This window comes from Paenibacillus marchantiae, from assembly GCF_028771845.1.
Taxonomy (GTDB): domain Bacteria; phylum Bacillota; class Bacilli; order Paenibacillales; family Paenibacillaceae; genus Paenibacillus; species Paenibacillus marchantiae.
In genome coordinates this window covers 2,324,019-2,347,561 of the sequence record NZ_CP118270.1, presented here as the reverse complement: position 1 = coordinate 2,347,561, position 23,543 = coordinate 2,324,019, and the positions used below count along the sequence as shown (strand labels likewise).

21 protein-coding genes are annotated in these 23,543 nt (G+C 46.7%); 9 read left to right on the top strand and 12 right to left on the bottom strand.

Annotated elements, in window-relative coordinates:
• Positions 1–2 precede the first annotated feature (2 nt).
• From PTQ21_RS10615 to PTQ21_RS10595, 5 genes are all read left to right on the top strand, one after another.
• On the top strand, positions 3–1,019 hold the full coding sequence (locus tag PTQ21_RS10615; RefSeq protein ID WP_063568241.1) for a FecCD family ABC transporter permease: 1,017 nt from the start codon (positions 3–5) through the stop codon (positions 1,017–1,019).
• A gap of 90 nt (positions 1,020–1,109) precedes the next feature.
• The gene (locus tag PTQ21_RS10610; protein ID WP_063568242.1) at positions 1,110–2,057 is read left to right on the top strand and encodes an iron-hydroxamate ABC transporter substrate-binding protein; all 948 of its coding nucleotides are present in this window, start codon (positions 1,110–1,112) and stop codon (positions 2,055–2,057) included.
• Positions 2,058–2,259: 202 nt separating this feature from the next.
• Positions 2,260–2,694, top strand: a complete 435-nt coding sequence (locus tag PTQ21_RS10605; RefSeq protein ID WP_063568243.1) for a MarR family winged helix-turn-helix transcriptional regulator — start codon at positions 2,260–2,262, stop codon at positions 2,692–2,694.
• A gap of 70 nt (positions 2,695–2,764) precedes the next feature.
• On the top strand, positions 2,765–4,486 hold the full coding sequence (locus PTQ21_RS10600; protein WP_111620346.1) for an ABC transporter ATP-binding protein: 1,722 nt from the start codon (positions 2,765–2,767) through the stop codon (positions 4,484–4,486).
• The gene (locus PTQ21_RS10595; RefSeq protein ID WP_274569805.1) at positions 4,470–6,305 is read left to right on the top strand and encodes an ABC transporter ATP-binding protein; all 1,836 of its coding nucleotides are present in this window, start codon (positions 4,470–4,472) and stop codon (positions 6,303–6,305) included. Before PTQ21_RS10600 ends, PTQ21_RS10595 begins: the two co-directional genes overlap by 17 nt.
• A gap of 97 nt (positions 6,306–6,402) precedes the next feature.
• Here PTQ21_RS10595 and lpxA read toward each other — a convergent pair whose 3' ends face one another.
• The 4 genes from lpxA to PTQ21_RS10575 all read right to left on the bottom strand — a co-directional run bounded on the left by lpxA (position 6,403) and on the right by PTQ21_RS10575 (position 10,888).
• A complete protein-coding gene (gene lpxA / locus PTQ21_RS10590; protein WP_063568245.1) occupies positions 6,403–7,179 on the bottom strand; it encodes an acyl-ACP--UDP-N-acetylglucosamine O-acyltransferase in 777 nt (258 codons plus the stop codon).
• Entirely contained in the window at positions 7,176–8,201 is a 1,026-nt protein-coding gene (gene lpxD / locus PTQ21_RS10585) for a UDP-3-O-(3-hydroxymyristoyl)glucosamine N-acyltransferase (RefSeq protein ID WP_063568246.1), read from the bottom strand. The genes lpxA and lpxD overlap by 4 nt, the downstream gene beginning before the upstream one ends.
• Positions 8,202–8,221: 20 nt before the next feature.
• Complete coding sequence (gene lpxC, locus PTQ21_RS10580) at positions 8,222–9,052, bottom strand: UDP-3-O-acyl-N-acetylglucosamine deacetylase (protein WP_274569803.1); 831 nt, start codon at positions 9,050–9,052, stop codon at positions 8,222–8,224.
• A gap of 279 nt (positions 9,053–9,331) precedes the next feature.
• On the bottom strand, positions 9,332–10,888 hold the full coding sequence (locus tag PTQ21_RS10575) for an ATP-binding protein (RefSeq protein WP_274569802.1): 1,557 nt from the start codon (positions 10,886–10,888) through the stop codon (positions 9,332–9,334).
• Positions 10,889–11,162: 274 nt separating this feature from the next.
• On the opposite strand from PTQ21_RS10575, the gene PTQ21_RS10570 reads away from it, so the two are divergent.
• A complete protein-coding gene (locus PTQ21_RS10570; RefSeq protein ID WP_274569799.1) occupies positions 11,163–11,498 on the top strand; it encodes a hypothetical protein in 336 nt (111 codons plus the stop codon).
• Positions 11,499–11,561: 63 nt separating this feature from the next.
• On the opposite strand, the gene mglC is transcribed toward PTQ21_RS10570, so the two are convergent.
• The 6 genes from mglC to PTQ21_RS10540 form a co-directional block, all read right to left on the bottom strand.
• Positions 11,562–12,581, bottom strand: coding sequence for a galactose/methyl galactoside ABC transporter permease MglC (mglC, locus tag PTQ21_RS10565; protein ID WP_274569797.1), 1,020 nt, complete (start codon positions 12,579–12,581; stop codon positions 11,562–11,564).
• 15 nt (positions 12,582–12,596) lie between these two features.
• Complete coding sequence (locus tag PTQ21_RS10560) at positions 12,597–14,102, bottom strand: sugar ABC transporter ATP-binding protein (RefSeq protein ID WP_090807858.1); 1,506 nt, start codon at positions 14,100–14,102, stop codon at positions 12,597–12,599.
• Positions 14,103–14,176: 74 nt separating this feature from the next.
• On the bottom strand, positions 14,177–15,238 hold the full coding sequence (locus PTQ21_RS10555; protein ID WP_063567849.1) for a galactose ABC transporter substrate-binding protein: 1,062 nt from the start codon (positions 15,236–15,238) through the stop codon (positions 14,177–14,179).
• Positions 15,239–15,359: 121 nt separating this feature from the next.
• Entirely contained in the window at positions 15,360–16,421 is a 1,062-nt protein-coding gene (locus tag PTQ21_RS10550; protein WP_274569791.1) for a substrate-binding domain-containing protein, read from the bottom strand.
• 103 nt (positions 16,422–16,524) lie between these two features.
• Positions 16,525–18,342 carry a cache domain-containing sensor histidine kinase gene (locus PTQ21_RS10545; RefSeq protein ID WP_274569789.1) on the bottom strand — a complete coding sequence of 606 codons (1,818 nt, stop codon included), beginning with the start codon at positions 18,340–18,342 and terminating at the stop codon, positions 16,525–16,527.
• Positions 18,339–19,958, bottom strand: a complete 1,620-nt coding sequence (locus PTQ21_RS10540; protein ID WP_274569788.1) for a response regulator — start codon at positions 19,956–19,958, stop codon at positions 18,339–18,341. The genes PTQ21_RS10545 and PTQ21_RS10540 overlap by 4 nt, the downstream gene beginning before the upstream one ends.
• Before the next feature lie 218 nt (positions 19,959–20,176).
• On the opposite strand from PTQ21_RS10540, the gene PTQ21_RS10535 reads away from it, so the two are divergent.
• Positions 20,177–20,698, top strand: a complete 522-nt coding sequence (locus PTQ21_RS10535; RefSeq protein ID WP_274569787.1) for a hypothetical protein — start codon at positions 20,177–20,179, stop codon at positions 20,696–20,698.
• A 66-nt stretch (positions 20,699–20,764) separates the two neighbouring features.
• On the opposite strand, the gene PTQ21_RS10530 is transcribed toward PTQ21_RS10535, so the two are convergent.
• Positions 20,765–21,691: a tyrosine-type recombinase/integrase gene (locus PTQ21_RS10530; protein WP_274569786.1), complete on the bottom strand. Its 927-nt coding sequence runs from the start codon at positions 21,689–21,691 to the stop codon at positions 20,765–20,767.
• A 169-nt stretch (positions 21,692–21,860) separates the two neighbouring features.
• On the opposite strand from PTQ21_RS10530, the gene PTQ21_RS10525 reads away from it, so the two are divergent.
• Together PTQ21_RS10525 and PTQ21_RS10520 are read left to right on the top strand one after the other, a co-directional pair.
• Entirely contained in the window at positions 21,861–22,061 is a 201-nt protein-coding gene (locus PTQ21_RS10525; protein ID WP_062320808.1) for a cold-shock protein, read from the top strand.
• A 135-nt stretch (positions 22,062–22,196) separates the two neighbouring features.
• On the top strand, positions 22,197–22,469 hold the full coding sequence (locus tag PTQ21_RS10520; protein ID WP_053783990.1) for an HU family DNA-binding protein: 273 nt from the start codon (positions 22,197–22,199) through the stop codon (positions 22,467–22,469).
• 271 nt (positions 22,470–22,740) lie between these two features.
• On the opposite strand, the gene PTQ21_RS10515 is transcribed toward PTQ21_RS10520, so the two are convergent.
• The gene (locus PTQ21_RS10515; protein WP_274569783.1) at positions 22,741–23,541 is read right to left on the bottom strand and encodes an ABC transporter ATP-binding protein; all 801 of its coding nucleotides are present in this window, start codon (positions 23,539–23,541) and stop codon (positions 22,741–22,743) included.
• Positions 23,542–23,543: the final 2 nt, after the last annotated feature.

Sequence of the window (23,543 nt, the reverse complement as noted above, 5' to 3'; positions counted from 1 at the left end):
CGATGAACACGAATACACCTTCACGAGGCAAACGTTCCATAGCGGTCAGCGTTGCGCTGCTCTGTATCGCCTGTGCCGTTATCGTTATCAGCCTCAACTCGGGAACAATTCGCCTATCACCAATAGCCGTGCTTCACACCCTGATTGGCTATGGTACGCCGGATGATCAGATTGTATTGTTCGACTATCGACTGCCACGCATTCTGGTTACTGTACTCGCCGGAGCGGGACTCGGTGTTGCCGGTGCTGCGCTGCAAGGCATTACACGCAATCCATTAGCCGATCCGGGCATCCTCGGCTTGCATGCAGGAGCGGCTTTTGGATTGATGGTATTCGTAAGCTTCTCCCATTCCATGAATGGTTCGGTGGCCTTGCTGATTCCGCTGTTTGCTTTTGCAGGCAGTGTCGCCGCGGCGTTGATTATCATGCTGCTATCCTATGACCGACATAACGGAGTATCCCCCATTAAGCTTATTCTGGTGGGCATTGCCGTAGCAGCCGGTTTCCATGCCCTGACGCTCTATCTGTCCCTGCGTTTGGATGAAGACACCTATTCCTTCGCCGCCCGCTGGCTGGCAGGTAGCGTCTGGGGCAGAGACTGGGTTCATGTTCAGGCGCTGCTTCCATGGGTTGTGCTGTGCATCTCGTACATATGGAGCCGCTCCAAAACGCTGGATGCCTTCAATCTGGGAGATGCTGCCGCGACCAGTATTGGTACACCCGTCAGATCCCAACGTGTTATTTTGCTATTGTGCACGGTAGCATTGTCTGCCGTCAGTGTGTCTATGGCTGGCGGGATCGGATTCATTGGTCTGGCGGCGCCGCATCTGGCCCGCAGACTGGTTGGCCCGATGCATCGCCATCTGATCCCAGCCGCCGGACTCATCGGCATGGTGATCCTGGTTGCTGCCGATACGGTCGGGCGAACGATCTTTCAGCCTAATTCCATTCCGGCAGGTGTTGTGGTCGCTGCGATCGGCGCACCTTACTTTTTATATCTGCTGGTACGAACCAAGTAATAAATTTATCGGAACAATCCGAATAATTTCACCGGTACACCCAACATAAAAACAACATCCATGAGATGTTCAAGGAGATTGAGATTACCCATGTTAAAGAAAAACCTTATGCTCTTCATGAGCATCTGTCTCGTGCTTGTACTCGCAGCCTGCGGGAACGCCAATAATTCATCCTCTGCGTCGGAAGGTTCTACTACGGACACTTCGAACGCTACACAGGATACCAATTCCGCTTCCGGGGATCAACGCATCGCATCCATGTCGATCCATCTGACCAATGACCTGCTGTCTCTCGGCATTACACCGGTTGGTTCGGTGATCGGCGGGGAAGCCAAAGCCTTCCTGTCCCATGTGGCTGACCGTCTTCAAAATACAACGCCGCTCGGTCCCGTTAAGGACCCGGACATGGAAGCCTTACTTGCCCTGAAACCAGATGTCATCTATCTGGACGAAGAATTCTCCGGTGATGATATTGCCAAATTCGAGAAAATCGCCCCTGTACACGTCTTCAATCTGGATGATGGCACTTGGCGCGACCATCTGAAAGACATTGGTAAACTGGTCAACCGCGAGAAAGAAGCAGAGCAATACATTCAGGATTATGCAACTGAAACGGAAGAAGTGAAATCCCTGATTCACGATACAATCGGTGACGGCACCGTAATGGCTATCCGTGTTACCGCCAAAGAACTGCGTGTATTCAGTACACGCCGTCCAATGGGCCCAATTTTGTATGAAGATCTGGGGTTAACTCCAGCTAAAGGCATTGAAGAATTCGATTCGTCCAAACCGTATCAAGTTGTTTCACGTGAAATACTGCCGGACTTTGATGCAGATGCGATCTTCGTTGTCGTGAACTCGGATGATGAAGCTCAGAACATGTTCAAAGAACTGCAAAATAATCCGATCTGGCAAGGACTAAAGGCTGTCAAAGCAGGTCATGTCTACCCAATCGGTGCTCAACCTTGGTTGGACTATTCTTCAATCGGCAATAAAATGGCCATGGATGAAGCCAAAGAAATGTTCTCTAAGAAATAAAATAATCCTTACGCACGACATATAAAAAAACACCAAAAAACCTCTCTTTGTAGATAGGAACAGAGTCAGCTAACATGCTCTCTTCATCCACTCAAAGCAGAGGTTTTTTTGTATCCATTTTAAAAAATCAAAATCACTTGACGATATGTCAAATGAAACTTATCATTTAGTTAGTCGACTAATTAAAAGGATGGAAGCGCTTATGAAATCAGATCGAAATGAACGGTTAATGGGACAGTTATCAGAACTCGTCAAGCTACAGCGTTACAAGGTTCATGAGAAACTTATCAACCACCCTGAGTTGTATCCTGGACAACCGCCGCTGCTATTCCAGCTTGAACGGGAAGATGGTCAGACCCAGAAACAACTGGCCGAACAGCTTCGCCGCGCCCCTGCAACGGTAACGGTAATGCTGAAACGTATGGAAAGCTCGGGTTTTATACGGCGTGAAGCTGACCCGAAGGATCTGCGCAGTCTGCGTGTCTATCTGACCGATCAAGGCCGTGCTGCGCTTAAGGAACTGAGAGAAGTATTCCAAGAGCTTGATCGCCAAGCCCAGAAAGATTTTACACCTGAAGAATCGCAGCTGATGTCAGCGCTCGCCCAGCGTATGGTTCAGAATCTGCGAGAATATTAAGTGAGATTCATCTGTCTGCATAAATTTTTGCAACATGATTATTTCATATCGAATGAGGTGATTTTTCCCATTGTGGACGTTAAAACGATTTCTTACCCCGTATAAGTCAGCGGCCATTCTTGCTCCGCTACTCATGGTCCTTGAGGTTGCTATGGACCTGCTTCAACCCAAGCTGATGTCCAGCATTGTGGATGATGGTGTTCTTGCAGGGAACCTGTCCCACATTATGACTACAGGTTTGTTTATGCTTCTTTTTGCGTTAATCGGATGGGTTGGCGGTGCAGGATGTACGCTGTTTTCAAGCAAAGCTGCCGTTGGATACGGAACCGATCTGCGCCAGGAATTGTTTGATCATATCCAGAAGTTCTCGTTCCGTAATCTGGATACCTTCCAGGAAGGCTCGCTTATTACTCGCCTGACGAGTGATATCACCCAGATGCAGACCTTTGTACAGATGCTTCTGCGTATGTTTATCCGTTCGCCGATGCTGATCATCGGCAGTATTATTATGGCGTTTACGATCAGTGTCAAATTGGCGCTCATTCTCATTTTGTCCGTGCCGATTCTGTTTATCATCTTATATATCCTGATATCCGCTTCCTATCCGCTGTTCGCCAGCGTTCAGAACAAACTCGACAAGGTGAACGCGGTTCTTCAAGAGAATCTGGCCGGCATTCGTGTCGTCAAAGCTTTTGCACGCGCACGTCAGGAGAAGAAGCGTTTCCAGCAAGCCAATGAAGACTATACCCATACGGCAGTGAAAGCTTGGCGCATCGTATCGCTGAATGCACCGGTATTAAGCCTGATGCTGAATGCGACCATTGTAGCGGTGCTGTGGTTTGGGGGCTTTCAGGTGGTTGGAGGCGATATTGCTGCCGGGGACTTGATTGCTTTTATCAACTACGTAACGGTTGTACTCTCGTCGCTCACTTCAATCGGTATGATGATGATGAGCTTCTCCCGCGCCAAAGTGTCTGCAACACGCATCAACGAGGTGCTTCACACCCAGCCTGATATTCAATCGGGAGATGATATGTCTCGTAAAGGAGCAGGTCAGGTGGAATTCAAGGACGTATATTTCCGCTATGATGGAGAACATACCCTCTCCGGAATTACACTGACGGCTCGGCCGGGAGAAAAAGTGGCCCTGCTCGGATCTACAGGATCAGGCAAAACCTCACTTGTACAGCTGATCCCCCGCTTGTATGATGCCTCACAGGGTGAAGTGCTCGTGAATGGAGTGAACGTGCGTAACTGGGATCTCCAGGATCTTCGCAGCCGTGTGTCCATCGTATTACAGGAATCCATCCTGTTCAGTGGCAGCATCCGGGATAACATCTGCTTCGGCAGACCTGATGCAACGGAAGCTGAACTACGTGCCGCATCTCAAGCGGCGGCGGCTGATGATTTTATTATGAATCTGAAAGATGGATATGACACGGAGTTGGGCCAGCGCGGGGTCAATCTCTCAGGTGGGCAGAAACAGCGAATTTCTATCGCCCGTGCCCTACTCATGCAACCGGAGGTTCTAATTCTGGACGACAGCACCAGTGCCGTCGATCTGCGTACCGAAGCAAGCATTCAGAAGGCGCTCCATTCACTAATGAAAAATAGTACGACCTTCTTGATTGCACAACGGATCTCTTCTGTAAAGGATGCAGACTGTATTTACGTGCTTGATGAAGGAGAAATCGTGGCAAGTGGTACACATACACATCTCATGGCCCATTCATCACATTACCAATCCATCTATTATTCGCAGCAACGGAAGGAGGATGTTCAATTTGGCTAAAAACGCTTCTTCCTCCATCCATCAAACCGTTGTCCCACCGATGATCGGAAGACCTGGGCCACCCGGCCGAGGCCCGGTTCCCAAAGTAAGAGCCAAGAACGCACGGCACGCGATCATCCGAGTATGGTCATACATGGGACGTCATCGCAAAGGGGTTATCACTGCTCTGGTACTGACGGCTCTTGGAACGTTACTTAATCTGGCAGGACCTTATCTGCTCGGCCGTGCGGTCAATGAACATATCGTTCCCAAAATTACGGACGGTCTGCTGAAAGACTGCATGTTATTGCTGACCGTATACGTCCTCGGCTCGTTCATGATGTGGGCTCAATCCTATGTCATGATCGGTGTTTCCCAACTGACCGTAAAAGATCTGCGCCATGCTCTGTTTTCACGGCTGCAACAGCTGCCGATCAGCTTTTTTGACAAAAATCAGAGCGGTGATCTGATGAGCCGGGCTACCAATGATATCGATAACGTGTCCACGACGCTGAATCAAAGTGTAACTCAACTGATGTCCAGCGCCATCTTGCTGGTTGGCTCTCTGTCCATCATGTTTGCACTGGATGTCCGACTGACACTGCTCAGTCTGGTCACTGTTCCCCTGATTACGATCGCCACTCGGCTGATCGCTTCAAGAACACGCAAACATTTTACCGCCCAGCAAAAGTTGCTTGGTGAGCTTAATGGCTACGCTCAAGAAACTATTGCCGGACAAAAGGTGGTTGCAGCCTATAATCGTCAGGAGCAGGCACAAAAACATTTTCAGAATCTGAACGAGAAGCTTCGCACTTCCAGTACCCAAGCTCAGAGCGTATCTGGTCTGGTCGGGCCAACGATGAATGTCATGAACAATATCGGCTTTGCCATACTGGCAGCGGTAGGTGGATGGATGGCTTATCATGATCTGACGTCCATCGGGCTGATTGTAAGTTTCCTTGCTTACTCCCGCCAGATTGAGCGGCCCATCAATGATTTGGCGAACCAGTACAACCTGATTCAGGCAGCTATTGCAGGTGCCGAGCGCGTATTCCACATTATTGATACACCAAGTGAATACGTGGAAGAACAGAAGAAACAACTGCAGCAGATTCAGGGGAAAGTTGTATTTGAAGATGTATCCTTTGGGTATAACTCCGAGAGGGAAATCCTGAAAAAGGTCAGCTTCACCGCCAAGCCAGGCGAGATGATTGCACTTGTCGGACCGACTGGAGCCGGTAAAACGACCATCATCAACCTGCTGCCCCGTTTTTACGAGATTACGGGCGGACGGATTACCATTGATGGCTGTGACATCTCCGAACTGGAGAAGGACCAGCTAAGGCGCAAACTTGGCATTGTGTTACAAGATGCCTATCTGTTCTCCGGCACCATTCGTGACAATATTGCCTACGGCAAACCCGATGCAACGGACGAACAGATCCAGCAAGCAGCGAAGTTGGCAAATGCCCACTCCTTCATCCGCAAATTATCGCAGGGTTACGATACCCCGATCATTTTCGGTGGCAGCAATCTGAGTCAAGGACAGCGACAACTGTTAACCATCGCTCGTGCCATTCTTGCTGATCCGTCAATTCTTATTCTGGATGAAGCAACCAGCAGCATCGATACACGCACCGAAATGCAGATTCAGGAGGCGATGAGCACCTTGATGAAGGATCGCACCAGCTTCGTCATTGCCCACAGGTTAAGCACGATTCGTGAGGCCGATCAGATTCTCGTCATTGATGACGGCAAAATTGCCGAACGAGGCAGCCATGATGAGTTGATGCAACAGCAAGGTTTCTATTATCAGTTGCATCAGGGACAGCTTACCTGATTGGGTTCGTGTTCATTGATGATTAAAACAAAGAAACACAAACAAAAACGCCGCTTTAGGTTCCGCTTCATTCCGGACCTTTGCGGCGTTTTCCATTTTATCGCTTCATTCGTACAATTCCGCGTGTAGATTTATATAGAAAATTCAATGTGTGTTCTTTAAATTCAGAAGGAGGTAAGTTGTTTATTTCTTCAATAGATTGATCAAGAGTTCGCTTTTGGCGAAATAAAATGGTATTAATCTTTTTTATCGTGCTTATTTCTTCATTTGAAAATCCATTTCTTCTTAGACCAACGGTATTGATTCCATGTATGTACGAACGCGGACCATCTGCTAAAGAATATGGAACGATATCTTGTGAAACTTTACTTCCCGCTCCAATCATTGCAAACCTTCCTATGTTACATGATTGGTGTACACCTGAACCACAACCAAAAGTGATATAGTCTTCAATATTAACATGTCCGCCAATCTGCACATTATTGACGATGACGTTGTGATCTCCCATCAATACATCATGTGCGATATGAGCATAATTCATAATAAAGTTGTTACTTCCTACTCTCGTGAAACAATCTCCTTTTGATGTGCCTTTACATATGGTGACATACTCTCTCACGGTATTATTATCTCCAATAATGAGATACGATTCTTCGCCTTGATAACTTTTATCTTGTGGATCTGAACCGATAATGGCACCATGTGAAATATAGTTATCCCCCCCCAATATCGTGTTAGCCCCTATGATAACGTAACTTCCAATCCTACACCCGCTACCTATTTTTGAATTTTCTTCAATAATACTGAAGGGTCCGACTTCGACATTTTCTCCAATTACTGCTGTAGGATGAATAATGGCTGACTGATGTATCATTTAGCACCTTCCTTTGTTTTGGAAAGTTCATCAAGTTTTTCATTTAGTTTTTTTATCGTTTGGGGGAGTCTGGAAAGTGCAGCGGATTCTCGTAGTTGTCTCTTATGTGAACGAGCCGTATACCCTGACACCATTGAGTTCGCGGGCATGTTTTTAGTAACCATGGTTTTAGCTAAAACAACGCAGCTATCTCCAATAGTAATATTATTAATTACCGCACTCCCGCCAGCCATTATGACACGATTACCTATTTTTGATGAGCCCCCAATTGCACTTGTACCTGCGATAATGCAGTGCTCACCAATTTGAACATTATGGCCAATTTGAATAAGGTTGTCCATTTTGGTCCCTTTACCAATGGTTGTTGAATCAATCGTTCCGCGATCAATAGTGGTGTTTGCGCCAATTTCAACATCATCAAAAATAATGACATTTCCGATATGCGGTATTTTAACTTGTTTTTGACCATCCCATTCAAAACCAAAGCCGTCAGCGCCAATCACTGCGCCTGAGTGAATAATGACATTATCTCCGATGAAAGTATCCTGTAGAACAGTGACATTAGGGTGGATCAAGCAATTCGTTCCAATGGTCACGTTTTTTCCAATAAATGAATGCGCAGAAATGACAGAATGATCCCCAATAGACACATCTTCTTTGATTACCGCGAATTCGTCGATCTGCACATTGTAGCCTAACGTTACCGAAGGCTGAATTGCTTCTGATGATACTACACCATTACTTTTGATTTTCTCACTAAACATTTCAATTAAACAAATAAAATCGAGTCTGGGATTTTTCACCTTAATAACAGGTACTTTAAATTCTATTATTGTCGTTTCTGGCACAATGAACGCTGAAGCATTACATTTATCTAATTTATTTAGATTTTTATCCGTTACAAAAGCAATTTCTCCCTCTTTAGCAGCATGAATTGAACCTACGCCTGTTATAACGACATTGCCATCACCTATTAGAATCCCATTTAACTGTTCAGAAATTTCATTTAAATTACATGGCATGATATCGTCTCCTTTTGTATTTAGATTAGATTATTTAATAATTCTCTAGCAAAAAGAGTGTTCAAATAATGAGAGGTTCCCGATCCTATGATTTTTGCATGAAAAGGAGGATTCAAAGCTAAATCGCCAATAAGATCCAGCAGCTTATGACGAGATAATTCATCATGAAAACGTAAATTGGGATAAATTTTCTTTTCACCAATAACTATTCCATGCTCTAAAGAAGCTCCTTGAATTAAACCTTTGCTTTTTAAGTACATTATTTCTTCTTCAAAACAAAATGTTCTAGCTGGTGCAATATCCGTTAAGTAATTGTTTTCTATAAAATTAAAATTGGATGTTTGATCTGAGAGGTAGGCAATTTTGTGTTCATTTTTAAAACACACGCAATAGGAGATCATTGAAGAGGGATGAGCTTCAAGAAAAGAATTACCGTGCTCAACTCTAATTTTTTGTTGTAAATGAAGATATGTTTTTTTAATTTCTTGCTGCAGATGGCCAACTTCTGAAATCTTTGCTGCAATACCGGTAGAGCTGCCATCAAAAATGGGTAATTCTTCACCATTAACATCAATAATCACGTTATCGATACCCATCCCTCGAACAGCAGACAGCGTATGTTCAACCATAGATACAGCGTATCCATGGTTGTTTTTAAGCTGTGTGCAACGGTCCGTATTGGATACATTACCGATTTTAGCTTCAATAATTTCATATGGATCTATATCCACTCTTCTAAAAATAATACCCGTGTTTGGTTGTGCAGAATGCAGAGTAATCTCTGACAAATTCCCACTATGTATAGCAATACCGTCTAATGTAAAACTATTACGAATCGTTTTTTGGTACATAGCATCGCCCCCTTTGACATAATTCTCACATTCGGATCCTATTTACATGTATTATATCGATTATGATTATCTGATGTTGTCGATATTTGGAGGCTCGTCAAATTCACACGGATATGTAGCTGAGAATAAAATGATCCGCAAGTACGCTGAAAAAAGCGTCACCGCGCAGAGTAGCATAAAAGAAACCTTAGCACGTTATCCGAGCTAAGGTTTCTAACCGAACCATTTTTTTAACTGTCTACTTGACGGGGAGTAGTTCAGCGTTTTTGTTTGTTGGAATTATGCCCCCATAGGTAAATGAAGGGTGAATGTAGAGCCAATCCCCATTTCACTATGAACGGTAATTTTGCCATAATGATCCTGAGCGATTTTCTGACAAAGAGCCAGTCCAAGTCCGGTACCTTCTTCCTTGGTCGTATAAAACGGATTAAAGATCGTCGCCAGAGAGTTCTCTGGAATGCCGCTGCCCGTGTCGGTAATCGAGATAAGTGCTTTATCTCCATCATGTAACAGATCAATATGCACCTCACCAGGGTCTTCCATCGCTTCAAAAGCATTACGGATCAGGTTGATTAGAACCTGTACGATCTTGTCCCGATCCATATTAACCACGACTGGCTCCCCAGTCATTTCAAGTGTAATTCGGTGGCCCCGTGATGCTGCATCCGACTCGGTTAACGACATGACACGTTCGAGACAATGCCCTACTCGTTCAGGTTTCATGTGATTGGTGTGTGGTTTGGAAAATTGTAAAAACTCAGCCGTTAGCTCTGTTACACGCGTGATCTCCCCCATGATGACTTCATACCATGGTGCGATATTGAAGGCCTGCCCCCGTGAAAGCTGCAGGAAACCTCGAATCGCAGTCAGGGGGTTGCGAATTTCATGAGCCATGCCCGCGGCCAGTTCACCAACAGCCCGAAGTCTTTCGGAACGAAAGACCTCCTCTTCGTTTTTCAACCATTTATTGCGCTGCTGCTGGAATAACCTGTCCTCCGCCACCGTAATAAAGTGCTGCAACGTCTCAGACATTCCCGGATACAGGGAAATGCTGTAGTTCACCTGCAACCCCCGTAACTCCCCTGACAGCAGTGACGACATGCGTTCTTCAATATTTTGTATTTCAGGCATAATGACGGCATAGCGATCTCCTGCATAGCGGGATATCCCGTATGCATCCGAAAACTGTGTCGTAATAATTTCGCCTGTATTTCCTATTACGCTGCACCAGTTGTCTTCGACCTCTTTGTCAAACCCGTTGAAATTCTGAATATTCAGGATAATCAGTAGAAAGGAGCGGTGCTCCTCCACCGTTTTATTAAGAGCATCCATGTACCCTTCATAATTCAGCAACCCCGTGAGTGGGTCATGGAGGGTGAGGAATTGAATTTTCTCCCGTAGCCTGCGCTTCTCTGCCTCGCTGTTAATCAAGGTATGATATAAAAATATAATGACAATCACAGTTAACATGTCAAACAGGGATACCAGCAAAGCATATGTATCAATCGGTACATAGGAAAGCCGAATCACTGTATATTCGAGCACAAGTAGCATCGAAATGGGTAACGTCTGGGTAACACGTTGTTTATCTTGAATCATCGACATGATGAGCAGGTAATACAGTATATTGCACCAGTTCAGTTCACTGAAATAGTGGAATATACCAAGAAAGAGCCAATGGATATTACGCATTTCAGGATAACGTTTCTCCCCATATATACTTGCTACAAATAACACACCAGCACATATCATTAACGCGAGATGGGGAGTAAGCCCTAGAAAATAAGAGGACAGGATAACAAGCAGACATCCCAGCGGGAAAATAAGCATTTTCATCGTGTAACTTAGCAAAAGGCCTCGCCCCCTTTGACATTTTACTCACATCAATACCTCAATTACATGTATTATATCGATTATGTTTAGCTAATGTTGTCGATTAGTGGAAGCTTGTCAAATTCACATGAATGTATAAATTTATAATTAAAATAGGACAAACGGTTTATAGGAAAACGGAGATTGCGAAACTATCATACATCACATTGATCAATACTGTGTTACAATACATTAATGGATTTATTTAGGATAAAAACTTGGTTATGGAGGGATAAGCATGATACAACAAAGAAAACCTTTGGGCATCGGGACACTTTCTTTGCTGGTGCTCGCAATGGGGTTGGCCTTTAATTTTTCCTGGGGCACAGAAAAGGTACAGATTAGCCACTATTTGTTTAATCTACTGAACTTGCCTATCTATAGTAATGGAGACCAGGGACTTCACCTTCCCTTCGTGGCGGCGGCAATCTTCTGGATACCTGCTGTAATTATCGCTAGCAAGTATCGTTCGCACTATGGTACAAAGGTAGCCTTTAACGTAGCCACGTTTATGCTGCTTCTATGCATCGTTGGTCCTGTGGTTAATATGGTGGACAGGTTTGTAAATTCATAAAATAAAGAAGCCAGCACTCTTGAATGACAAGAGTGCTGGCTTCTTTGATTCAATACTACACTTCTATTTTTTCGCCATATACTTGCGGATATCAAATGCCACAGCAGCCACAATAATCAACCCTTTAATAATCAGCTGCCAGTAAGGACTTACACCGATAAAGGTCAGACCATAGTTGATGACTCCAAAAATCAGCACCCCTGCCATTACACCGGGCACCGTACCAATACCACCCGCTGTGGAGACGCCCCCCACGACACAGGCCGCAATAGCATCCAACTCATACATATTGCCGTAATTGTTCGTTGCCCCGCCCGTACGTGCGGCTTCCAGTACACCGCCCAGTCCATACAGTGCACCTGCAATGGCATACAACGCAATCAGATTGCGTGCCACATGAATGCCGGACACATGCGCAGCCTGAATATTGCCACCGATGGCATACATATTCTTCCCAAGGCGGGTCTTGTTGAAGACGACCCAGCAGATCAATGCCACCCCTATAGCAATCAATACAATATACGGAATGGAATAACCACCGCCAAGATCAATGTAACCAGATCCAATAACGGTAAAATCCGATCTCAATCCACCAATCGGTTGTGACTGATTGGGCTCTGTATCAAAGTAAATCGAGTTCAGACCATATACCGCAACCATTGTGCCCAGTGTGGCGATAAAGGGTGGAACATGCAATTTGGCTACAATGATGCCGTTGACGAGACCCACTGCCAGGCCTGCGAGGATCCCGATGACGATCGGCAATCCCACCCATAGATGTGGCAGATCGGGAAAGAACCGATTGGCATATTCGTCGATTTGCAGCATCGATGCGGAGACAACAGCCGTTAGACCAACAACCCGTCCTGCCGACAAATCGACCCCGCCCGTTACCAGGATAAACGCCGCCCCCAGCGCAATGATGGCCCGTGTGGAGGACTGTTGTAATATATCCCGCAGTGTAGAGAAAGCAAGAAAGTGCGGATCGGCAATGGCAATGCCAATGACGAGTAGGATCAGCACAATAAAGATCGCGCGCTGCGCCACATACTGCTTCACCTGATTGATAACTTGTGTATTCATGTATTTCCCTCCTGACTAAGCCATCCGCTGCTGTGCGGCCAGCCTCATGATATCCTGCTCTGTTGCCTCAGCACCGTCGACGATTCCGGTAAGCCGCCCTTCGCTCATGACCATGATTCGATCCGACATGCCCAGCAGTTCGGGCATCTCCGAGCTGATCATAATAATGCTTTTGCCCTGGCGGGCCAGTTCCGTAATAATGGTGTAGATTTCAAATTTCGCGCCCACATCAATCCCACGTGTCGGTTCATCGAGCAGTAGAATTTCAGGGTCAGTCAACAGCCATCTAGCCAGAAGTACCTTCTGTTGATTACCACCAGACAGGTTGCGAATTAGCGTGTTAACTGAAGGGGTTTTAGTTCTAAACTTCAGAGTCTGCTCACGTGCCTCATCTCGGCCTTTCTTCTCATCCAGCAGACCAATCCGATTCCGGTAACGTCCGAGACTCGCGATAATCGTATTTTCATACACAGACAACACTGGAAAAATTCCTGTGACTCTTCGCTCCTCGGTCAGCAGGGCAATGTTATGACGCTTTGCTGCGGCAGGTGACTTGATCTTCACCTTGCGCCCATGAATCGAGATCGTCCCTGAAGCAAGTCCGCGTAAGCCAAACAATGACTCAATCAATTCCGTCCGCTGTGCCCCAACAAGGCCGCCGATTCCAAGCACTTCGCCTTTCCTCAATTCAAACGTCACATCACGGAACGAATTCGGCTGGCTGGAGGTTAAGCCTTCTGCCTTCAAAATCACTTCTCCAGGTACGTTCGTCCTTTCCGGGAACCGTTCATCCAGATCACGTCCAACCATGCGGGTAATGATCAGGTCGGTCGTTAAATCAGCAGCATCCCAGGTACCGACCACAAAACCATCCCGCATAATCGTGACCTCATCCGAGATCGTCAGAATTTCCTCCATCTTGTGCGAAATGTAGATAATAGACACCCCGCGACTGCGCAGCTGATTAATAATGGCGAAGAGCTGGTCTACTTCCTTGCCCGTGAGCGAGGAAGTTGGCTCATCCATCACGATAACTTTAGATTGGAAAGAGACCGCTTTGGCAATTTCCATCGACTGTATTTTGGAAACGGATAAAGTTCCCGCCTGAGCCTTGGGATCAATGTCCAGATTCAGGTCCTTGAACAAGGCTAGTGTATCAGCGTACATTCGTTTCTCATCCACCAACAACCCCCTCATCGGAAACCGCCCCAGCCAGATGTTCTCCATCACCGGACGGTATGGCACCGGGTTCAGTTCCTGATGAATCATCGATATGCCATGTTGAAGCGCCGCTTTCGAACTCGGAATTTCCACCTGATTGCCGTCCATCCGAATCGTTCCTTCATCCGGGCGATACATACCGAATAGACATTTCATCAGCGTGGATTTGCCCGCACCATTCTCTCCCATCAGCGCATGAACCGTACCCGGCTTTACCTTCAATGTGACCTGGCTTAGTGCCTGCACACCCGGAAATGCTTTGGATATTCCGTCCATCTCAAGCAGGTAAGGTGATTCCATCTTTCATCCTCCCCTTCCGTAAACCCGGCAAAAAAAGGACGCCATCTCATGACGGACGTCCCTGTTTGCTGCTGTTATTGGGCGTCGGCAATGTTGTCTTTCGTAATTTTTTTGTAGGCAATCCAGACGTATTTGCCATCCGTAATGTCATAACCCGTGTTTTCCTTCGTTGGCGTCTCTCCCTTCGCAAGTACGGAAGCCAGTGCAACCGTTGCTGCGCCCTGGTTCTTGGCATCATTCAACACCGTGCCCAGCATCGTTCCGTCCTGAAGGGCCTGAATGGCCGGAGCCGTTGCATCGACGCCGACAACCGGCATCGTTTTGCCGTCTTTGAAGTATCCCGCTGCTTTCAACGCTTCAATGGCTCCAAGTGCCATGTCATCATTGTTAGCCAATACCGCCTCAATCTTGTCTCCGTGGGAGGCAAGGAACGCCTGCATTTTCTCCTGTCCTTTGACCCGATCCCACATCGCGGTGTCTTCCGCCAATGCTTCCACTTCAATTCCGGCATCCTGGATTGCCTGAACGGAATATTTGGTCCGTAGCTCAGCATCCTGATGGCCGGGCTCGCCTTTCAGCATGACGTATTGCAGTTTGCCATCACCGTTTTTATCTGCTTCCGGGTGGGCCTTCCAGTAGTCCACAATGAGCTGACCGGAGATCGTGCCGGACTCTTCCGCCTTGGCTCCAACGTAATACACTTTATCCCACTTGTTCATGTCTTCAGCAACCGGCTCACGGTTCAGAAAGACAACTGGAATGCTGGCCGCTTTGGCTTTATCAATAATGACACCTGCTGCGGTCCGGTCAACCGGATTCACAGCCATTGCGTTGTATTTCTTGGATACAAACAGATCGACTTTCTCATTCTGGGTCGGCTGTGCGTTCTGGCTATCCACGATATCGAGTGTGGCTTTGCCTTCCGCTGCTGCGGTCATTGCATTCCGCACACCCGTCATGAACGTGTCATCGAACTTATAGATCGCCACGCCAATCTTCGGCGTTTCCGTCCCTGCCGCCGTCTTGCCTCCTGTATCTGTTCCTGTACTTCCGCCTGCGCTGTCTCCGCCACTGCTGCACCCCGCCGCCGCAACCATACACGCTGTAAGCAACAATGTCATCCACGTTTTCTTCATATCCTAATGACCTCCCCCAAGTTCATTCGGCTTTACCGATGTCTTTATTATGAAAGGGTTTACAATAAATTCGAATACAATATCTTCCTCTGTTTTATCGAAATCTTCCTCAATTGAGCCTTTACTGTACAAAAGGAAACAACAACTTCTGATTATCCATCCAGAACATATTGTCCGTACTGACAAGCTTCGTTTCTAGCGTTACCCTGGCTTGCACCTGTTGATTGTTCAACCGTGCAACAGCCTGATTCACACCAAGATAACCTGCACTGAATCCATTTTGCACGATCAAGTGTTGAATTCTGCCTTCCTGTAACTGCTCTAACTGCTGCTGTTCACTGCCAAATCCCACAATCTTCACCATGTTCCCATTGTTCTCGGACGTACGTCGATTCAATTCATCCGCTGCCCCCAGAGAAGCAGGTTCCTGAAGTGCAATCAATCCATCCACCTGCTGCTGGTCAAGCAGTTGCTTCGCCGCCTGCCAGCAACTATCACGCGTGCTGCATACGGATTGAGTCTCCACATGAATGTCCGGATATTGAGCCAGTGATTCCTCTACCCCTAGCTCCCGGTTAATCAGAACAGGATTTACAGGATCAGGACCAAGCAAGGCTATACGTCCTCGTCCACCCAGAAGCACAGCCATGGCCTGACCCGCCTGCCGTCCAGCCTCAACGTTATCTATCGAGATAACACTTGTTATCCCTTTTACAGGAAACTCGTCATTCAACAAAATGACGGGGATAATCACTCCGTTGTCATCCTTAGTCTGTACCTTCTGGATGATGTCGCTGAGTGTCTTCTCACTCAAGGGATCGATCAACAGGGCCGATGCTCCCTGTTCCAGTGCCAGTGATACTGCATCCACCTGAGCTTGTTCACGCTCGCTCAGTGGATAAGTCCCATTTTGCAAGTGCTCTTGCTTGACCTTTCCCTGTCCTGCTGTGAAGTCGGGGTTAGATGGCGCGTAAGTTAACCCCTCTGAGGGAAAAGCCTCCACCGTAATGAGCTCCGCTCCCGCTTCTTTGGCAGCCGCTTCGGCCCCAAGACGTATCGCTTCTGCAAGTTCTCCGGTTCCCGCTGGCGTAATCAGTGCAATACGCGGCTGTGATCCCGCCGGATCAGCATTGGACATACCGCACGCTACACATAACAGCAGGCAACAAATTGCTACTGTCATGGCCATATAACGAAGGAGAAGAACTCTCATCCGTATGACTTCCACGCGAGGGCAGATGTTTATTTTCATAACTAGATGCCCCATCCAGTCCGTTCTATTGATCTTATTCGCTTTCATGAGCATCGTCCTCCTCTCGTTCCGATTGGATCGGAATCCGAATCCAGACGGTCGTTCCTTCCTCCAGCTCACTCTCGAATTCAAGACCGTAAGCTTCGCCATAATAGAGCTGAATCCGATCATGCACATTGCGTACAGCTACACCTGATCCTGCACCACTTTTCACGATAGGACTGCCCATCAAAAGTTTCGACATCTGATCTTCTGTCATGCCGACCCCATTATCCGTAACACGAAATACCAGCTTGTCGTCCTCCCGGTATACACGAATCTCAATACATCCCTCGTCCATATGATATTCAATGCCATGCACGATCGCATTTTCAATGAGTGGCTGAAGCACCAGCTTAAGTGTCAGACAGTCCAACGTATCCTCATGCGCCGTCATGCTAAAATTAAATTTGCACTTGAACCGCATCTGCTGAATCGTCAGGTAATGGTGGGCGTGCTCCAGTTCTTCCCTGACCGTAATAATCGTTTTGCCTTGACTGAGACTGATGCGAAACAATCGGGATAACGAAGTGATCATCGTAATGACTTCCTCATTCCGGCTCATGCCCACCATACGCACGACCGAATTCAACGTGTTGTAGAGGAAATGTGGATTGATCTGAGCCTGCAAAGCTTCCAGTTCGAGACGACGCTTCTGCTCCTGTTCATGAATGATTTCATTCATCAAGGTCCGAATTTTATAGACCATCAGATTAAAACGACGGGATAAACGTTCCACTTCCAGCGGCCCTTCGATAGGTAGCTCCACGTTAAAATCCCCTCGCTCCACAGCCTTCATCTTTCGTTCCATCCGCCGGATCGGACGTGTCAGACTGGAAGAGAGGAGCAGCGAGACGAGGATGACCAGTACCAGCACAACCAGCAGTACCCGAATCAGATATCCATTGACCTCCTGGCGGGTTGTCATGATCTCATCCAGATAGGCCACACCTACGATTTTCCATCCAATATTGGCGACAGACTTGACCGCATTCAACCTTTTCTGCCCATCCGCCTCATCTTCATAACTGCCGGTTGCAACCAGTGCCTGTTCGATATTTTCACTCTTGAGCCCCATGTACATCAATTGCTGCTGCGGATGGTAGACGATATTGCCTGCACTTTCGTCGATAATGTAGACGTATCCCCGCTGCCCCAGACTGACTCGGCGGCTCAGTTCGTCCATTTGTTTGAAGTTGATATCCACCAGCAGAATGACCTGCCGATCCTGACCATTTTGACGTACAGTAATGCCTTTGCTCATAGAAACGACCCATTTGTATGGGCCTGTGTACATGTTCTGGATATGAGGCAGTGAGAAACTAAGGTGATCCGGCACTCGGAGTGCAGATTGAAACCACCCTTGCTGTGTTACATGCGCACTCGGTTTTAATTCAGCTGAAGGTCTGTTCTTGAGCAAATGCCCTGTTGAATCCAACAAAGTAATGGAGATGATATCTTCGCGGCTGCTGAGTAGCGTGTCGAGCTGTTTATCTACCTGATCCCCTTCCCACGTACCATCCCGCAGCATATGTTCTTCGATGGCTCGATACAGATGCGACATGCTGCGAACATAATCCTCCAGATTGTAACTGACCTGATCCACGATCTGCCTCGTCGTCAGCTCCGCACTTCGCTCCGCGGCCTGCGTGAATTTGTCATGCAGCAGCATCGCCATGATGGTCAGCACCAATACAATGAAGACAGAGAAGGACCACGTAATAATAAAGCGGATACTGCTGACTCTGGATGAACGCAACCTGGACCGAAGCTTGAGCCAAAGGGATCTTATCCATCCGGCAAACGTTCTCATCGACTTGTGCCTTCACTAGCTGTTAGTGCAGTCTGTTTGCGATATTCTTTGGGCGAGACGCCGATATGTTTTTTGAAGCAAAAACTGAAATAATTCGGTTCCGCGAAACCTACCTGACCAGCAATCTCAAACGACTTCATCTCCGTGGATCGAAGCAACTCCTTGGCCGCCTCCATACGGATTTGCATCAGATATTGCAGGAAGGTAAGCTGTACTTCTTTTTTGAAAATGCCACAAAAATAACCCGAACTGATATGCAGATGCCCACATACTTTCTGAATGGACAGATCCGGATCGGCGTAGTGTTCTTTGGTAAACGACAATGCCTGTTCCACAATATCCTTGTATACATGCTGCCTTCCGCTGGCAATGCGATGTTGAACGAGCAGACAAACCTCATGCACCTTACCTTGTGCCTCAGACAACCCAGGCAAACGGAACAAATCGGCATACAACTGGAACCCTGCCCCAAAAATGTCCTCCATGGCCTCGCCCGATGCCTGAGCTGCCTTCCAAACGTTTGTTAAAACTTCAATCAGATACAGTTGAATGTCACTTCGCCCATGCTCCACCGTAATTTCCCGGAAAATGATCTCTAGCGCGTCCTCCAGCTCCGCCTGCGTACCCGCTTTCAGACAACGTGTCAGCGTTTGCTGCTTCAACTCGTCAAAACGCAATTTGCCCGCCGTCTGCCGCTCCACATCTGCAATATAGATAAGGGGATCGGTCCCCGGTACAAGTCGATAATCCAGTGCCAGTAGTGCATCCTCATAGGCATGCTTCACACCTGCCAGTGTGTTCACGATTGAGCCCGATCCAACAGTGGCAGGAATACGCAAATAATGATTGATGCTGCGCATTACATTTTCCAGCGCCTGCTGCTGTCGTTTCTCTCCATCTTCTCCACCCCACCGATCTACATAGAGCAGCACAATCGTCTCCTGATGCATAAAAGCATGTCCGGCCCCGTGTTCCGTCCATACCTCTGCGGCAATGTTTAGCGCAGCGAACTGTTTCAACTCCGCATCCGCAGATTGGTCTCCGTCCATATGCAGGGTCAATACGGATACACCATAGCGTTCACCGTGCAGATCCAGTCCGCATTGCTTTGCTTTGCCATGGATATATTCCGGTGATTTTTGCCGATGCAGCAAAGTGGCCATCAGGTCCGCCTGTAACAGGGGCAGGCTTGTATAATAATGGTCGCGCAGCTGCTGTACATCCTCTCGTTCGGCCACTTCAGCCGCCATCTGCGCACGCAACCTTGTAAGCAGTTCTGTCAGATGCCCCGCCGAGAATGGCTTCAGTAAATATTCATCCACACTCAGCGAGACCGCTTGTCGGGCGTAGTCGAATTCATCATATCCAGTCAAAATCACCACTTTCACAAGCGGATTTCGCTCCCGCAACCTTCGAGCAAGTTCAAGTCCATCCATAAATGGCATGCTGATATCCGTTACCACAATATCCGGCTCCACTCGTTCTGCCATCTCCAGTGCTTCACGTCCATTCTCCGCCAGACCAACTATGCGCAGATCGAGCGCTTCCCAATCTACCTCTACAACCAACCCTTCGCGTACATCCTCTTCATCATCCACCAGCAATACCCGGTACACGTCAGATTCCTCCTTTATTTAACGGGCCATTAAGCCCAAGCAATAATGTATATGTTGATACGATCCAAGGTTGCCATCATAATATACAATATAAATTTAATTATGTAATCGCTTACTTTTGAGATGATAAGATTGATATAATGAGCGCTCACAAACGAAATATATGGTAAATTATTGAAAGGAGTAAATTGAGAAATAGGAAAGGAATCCATTAACTGATGAATTACTTGAAATCCGGAATGATAACGACCGGTATTGCCGCAATATTAATTTGCAGCGGTGCAATCACGGAGACAATTCGAACCGATCGATTTGAAGCATCCACCGAGTCTTCACTCTGGGAGAACCAACCTCAAGAACTTCAAGAGAAATTAACAAAATCATGGAGGGGAGGAATAAAGGCGATACGTACCACGCTGAATGAGAATAGTGAGAAGGAGAATATAACTGAATGGAAACTGTTTTACAGCTTGGAGGATTCATTAAACACCCTTTCCCATAAAGATCACTCTTCCTTCATCGCTGCCTATTATAGTAACGAACGAAGAACCATGCTGGAAAACGGAGATGTCATGTCTGCCTTGCTTTTACATCCCGATCATACAAAGGCGATACTTTGTTGGGAAAAGCTTGATGGAACCTATGCCATGATTACATTAGAATCGCAAATTAATGCAAACAACAAGCCTGAATGGGATGTAAGTCATTCTTGGATAACCAAACAACCCTCATCCACTTGAAGTGGGTCAGGGCATCATTGATCCTATATCCATTCGTAATGCCTCATAAAGAGTGCTGCATGTACTTTAATGCGGTTCCGTTTCTCCATCCTCTTCTGCTGACAAAGATAAATTGGCATTTAACCCCTTCACATAAATCATCGTGGTATCCGGATTGATATGCCCCATCATTTCTGCCAAGCGATGCAGTGGTGTATGCTCGGCCATAGCGTATCCGAACCGATGACGCAGATCATGGGAACTTAGCCCTTCCAGACCGGCTGTAGTCATCACCTTTTTGATCAAATGGCGCAGCGCCCTCTCCGTTAAGCGATCACTGGTTTTCTCGGAAGGAAACAGGTAAGGACTATCCGGTGCGAGGCCAACCATGTACATCTTCAATAAAGCAATACATGTCATGTTCAGCGGAATTTTCCGTTGACCGTTTCGTTTATCGGCCCGCACGGTAAGTTGCCCGCTTCGTTTGCCCAATTCAATATCACCGGGAGCGAGGTTGCATATCTCCATCGTTCGTATACCGGTATGAAACATGAGGGTAAGGATAGTCTGATCCCGAAGCGAGTTACCGTCTTCGACGGCAGATATGAATGATTGTTCTTCCTCGGTGGTCATTCGGCGGGGGCTAACCTTGTCTTCCGGAATGAATTTCAAAGGTTTGGAAGGATTACTCTTGATCCTGGCTTCCGATGAAGCCCACTTAAAAAAACGCTTCAATGTAATCAGTCTGCGATTAATGGTAGACGGCTTCAATTGCATTACCTTTTGTGAATCTTCCCGATAACGGACCAAAGTCGATGTGTGCACGTCTTCGATTCGAAATGAAATCTCTTCACTCCGAGAATCGTTCCCTATATACCATTCGGTAAAATGCTTCAAATCACTCGCATATTCCTTCAAGGTTTTGGGAGTCAATTCTCCCTGGTTCGTAAGCATATGTATGAATTCCTGAACAACCATTTCCCCTTGTACCGAAGTACCTGAACCCTTATCCATTAGAAAAAACCTCCAAATCTTGACTTATATTAGCGGACATGGTATTATCATATTAATCGATACATTAGCGGACATCAAGTCTGTGGGTTGAATATACCTGATTAGCGTTGATTCTAAAATTAACCTTTTCAAAATGGTCGTTTAAAAACTTATTTTTTGGAGGAACTACATGCAAACAGGTACAGTGAAATGGTTTAACGCGGACAAAGGATTTGGCTTTATCGAAACTGAAGAAGGAACAGACGTATTCGTTCATTTCAGTGCAATTCAAGGCGACGGTTTCAAAACATTGGATGAAGGACAACGCGTCCAATTCGAAGTAACTCAAGGTAACCGTGGTCCACAGGCTGAGAACGTTACTAAAGTTTAATTATATTAAAGCTGCCTTGTACAAGGCAGCTTTTTGTTTTATTACATGAGCATTTTGCATAGATTCAAAGAGCGTCTTTCAAAATGCTGACTTTCATAAACTTATCATCCAAAAACGAAAAGCGAGGTATGACAAATGGATAAAGAACAATTGATCACAGAAGTAGCCAAAAACGGCGGATTCTCCAAAAAGAACGCTGAAAAGGCCGTAACGGTTGTACTGGATTCGATTTTGGAAGCTTTAAAAGAAGGTAAAGAGGTTCAACTGGTGGGATTCGGCAAATTCGAAGTGCGTAATCGTGAAGCACGTATGGGTAAAAGCCGTCGAACTGGTAAGGAAATTCAACTTCCAGCAGGTAAAGTTCCTGTATTCACAGCAGGATTAACAATGAAAGAAGCTTTAAACTAAACAGCAACAACAAGATCGGAAAAGAGGTTTTTATTCAAACACACAACGAACATTTTGATGTAAATGTCGTGTTTTCTACGGTTGATGATATCATTAACTTTTATTCGGGCAAGCAGACAAACCAGAATAACGCGGAAGATCACACCCATTCAACACCCCCATCAACAGAGTCTGCACAGACACCACAACTACCCACTCGCTAAAACGAACCTTTCATCTTGGACAATAAGAAGCCCTGTTCCGCTCAAAACGGTCCAGGGCTTGATTTGTGTCAATCGAGCACCCAGGGAGAATGAATTTTGGGTACGTCATTGATTAATTGTTTGGTATAGGGATGCTCCGCATGGTGAATAACTTCCTCCGCTCTCCCCGCCTCCACCATTCGTCCATGCTCCATAATACAGATCGTGTCGCTCACATAATAAGCCAGACCCACGTCGTGCGTAATAAACACAATCGTCATGCGGTTCTCATCGCGCAGCTTGAGCAGCATATCCAGGATCGTTGAACGCGAGCATGCGTCCACCATGGACGTTGGTTCATCGGCGATCAACACCTTAGGATGCAGCATGAAAATGCGGGCAATCATAAGCCGTTGCATCTGTCCACCGGACAGCTCAAACGGATATTTGTTGTATAACTCTTCGAACTTCAAGTTGACGAAAGAACAGGCTTCCTTCATTTTGGCATATTCCTCGTCTTTGTTCAGCTTCAGCCCCTGAAGTTTGATACAGTCCACCAGCAGCTTTTCCACCCGGTGAAATACGTTGAACGAAGAGAACGGGTCCTGGAAAATGGCCTGTATATCCTTCCAATAGGCTTTACGCTCACGGTACCGCTTCATTTGTCTGGGCTTGCCATCGTATTCAATCGCTCCACCCGTTTCCTTGAGCAAGCCCATGATCATTTTCGCGAGTGTCGTCTTGCCACTGCCACTCTCTCCGACAATGGAGATAATCTCCCCTTCATGAAAATCAAAGCCCACATCGTCCACGGCTGCCTTTTTGCGATTGCCTGTACCGTACACCTTGGTCAGATGGCGGCCGCTGATCAGCACCTTGCCCATCGCCATAC

Excerpts from the sequence above, each read along its gene's own strand:
- PTQ21_RS10560 (WP_090807858.1), bottom strand. The coding sequence starts at position 14,102 with ATGGAATCACCTTACCTGCTTGAGATGGACGGAATATCCAAAGCATTT.
- PTQ21_RS10520 (WP_053783990.1), top strand. The coding sequence starts at position 22,197 with ATGGATAAAGAACAATTGATCACAGAAGTAGCCAAAAACGGCGGATTC.
- PTQ21_RS10610 (WP_063568242.1), top strand. The coding sequence starts at position 1,110 with ATGTTAAAGAAAAACCTTATGCTCTTCATGAGCATCTGTCTCGTGCTT.
- lpxC (WP_274569803.1), bottom strand. The coding sequence starts at position 9,052 with ATGTACCAAAAAACGATTCGTAATAGTTTTACATTAGACGGTATTGCT.
- PTQ21_RS10525 (WP_062320808.1), top strand. The coding sequence starts at position 21,861 with ATGCAAACAGGTACAGTGAAATGGTTTAACGCGGACAAAGGATTTGGC.
- PTQ21_RS10555 (WP_063567849.1), bottom strand. The coding sequence starts at position 15,238 with ATGAAGAAAACGTGGATGACATTGTTGCTTACAGCGTGTATGGTTGCG.
- PTQ21_RS10595 (WP_274569805.1), top strand. The coding sequence starts at position 4,470 with ATGTTCAATTTGGCTAAAAACGCTTCTTCCTCCATCCATCAAACCGTT.
- PTQ21_RS10535 (WP_274569787.1), top strand. The coding sequence starts at position 20,177 with ATGAATTACTTGAAATCCGGAATGATAACGACCGGTATTGCCGCAATA.
- PTQ21_RS10615 (WP_063568241.1), top strand. The coding sequence starts at position 3 with ATGAACACGAATACACCTTCACGAGGCAAACGTTCCATAGCGGTCAGC.
- PTQ21_RS10575 (WP_274569802.1), bottom strand. The coding sequence starts at position 10,888 with ATGAAAATGCTTATTTTCCCGCTGGGATGTCTGCTTGTTATCCTGTCC.
- lpxD (WP_063568246.1), bottom strand. The coding sequence starts at position 8,201 with ATGCCATGTAATTTAAATGAAATTTCTGAACAGTTAAATGGGATTCTA.
- PTQ21_RS10530 (WP_274569786.1), bottom strand. The coding sequence starts at position 21,691 with ATGGATAAGGGTTCAGGTACTTCGGTACAAGGGGAAATGGTTGTTCAG.
- PTQ21_RS10605 (WP_063568243.1), top strand. The coding sequence starts at position 2,260 with ATGAAATCAGATCGAAATGAACGGTTAATGGGACAGTTATCAGAACTC.
- lpxA (WP_063568245.1), bottom strand. The coding sequence starts at position 7,179 with ATGATACATCAGTCAGCCATTATTCATCCTACAGCAGTAATTGGAGAA.
- mglC (WP_274569797.1), bottom strand. The coding sequence starts at position 12,581 with ATGAATACACAAGTTATCAATCAGGTGAAGCAGTATGTGGCGCAGCGC.
- PTQ21_RS10550 (WP_274569791.1), bottom strand. The coding sequence starts at position 16,421 with ATGACAGTAGCAATTTGTTGCCTGCTGTTATGTGTAGCGTGCGGTATG.
- PTQ21_RS10570 (WP_274569799.1), top strand. The coding sequence starts at position 11,163 with ATGATACAACAAAGAAAACCTTTGGGCATCGGGACACTTTCTTTGCTG.
- PTQ21_RS10515 (WP_274569783.1), bottom strand. The coding sequence starts at position 23,541 with ATGGCGATGGGCAAGGTGCTGATCAGCGGCCGCCATCTGACCAAGGTG.
- PTQ21_RS10545 (WP_274569789.1), bottom strand. The coding sequence starts at position 18,342 with ATGAGAACGTTTGCCGGATGGATAAGATCCCTTTGGCTCAAGCTTCGG.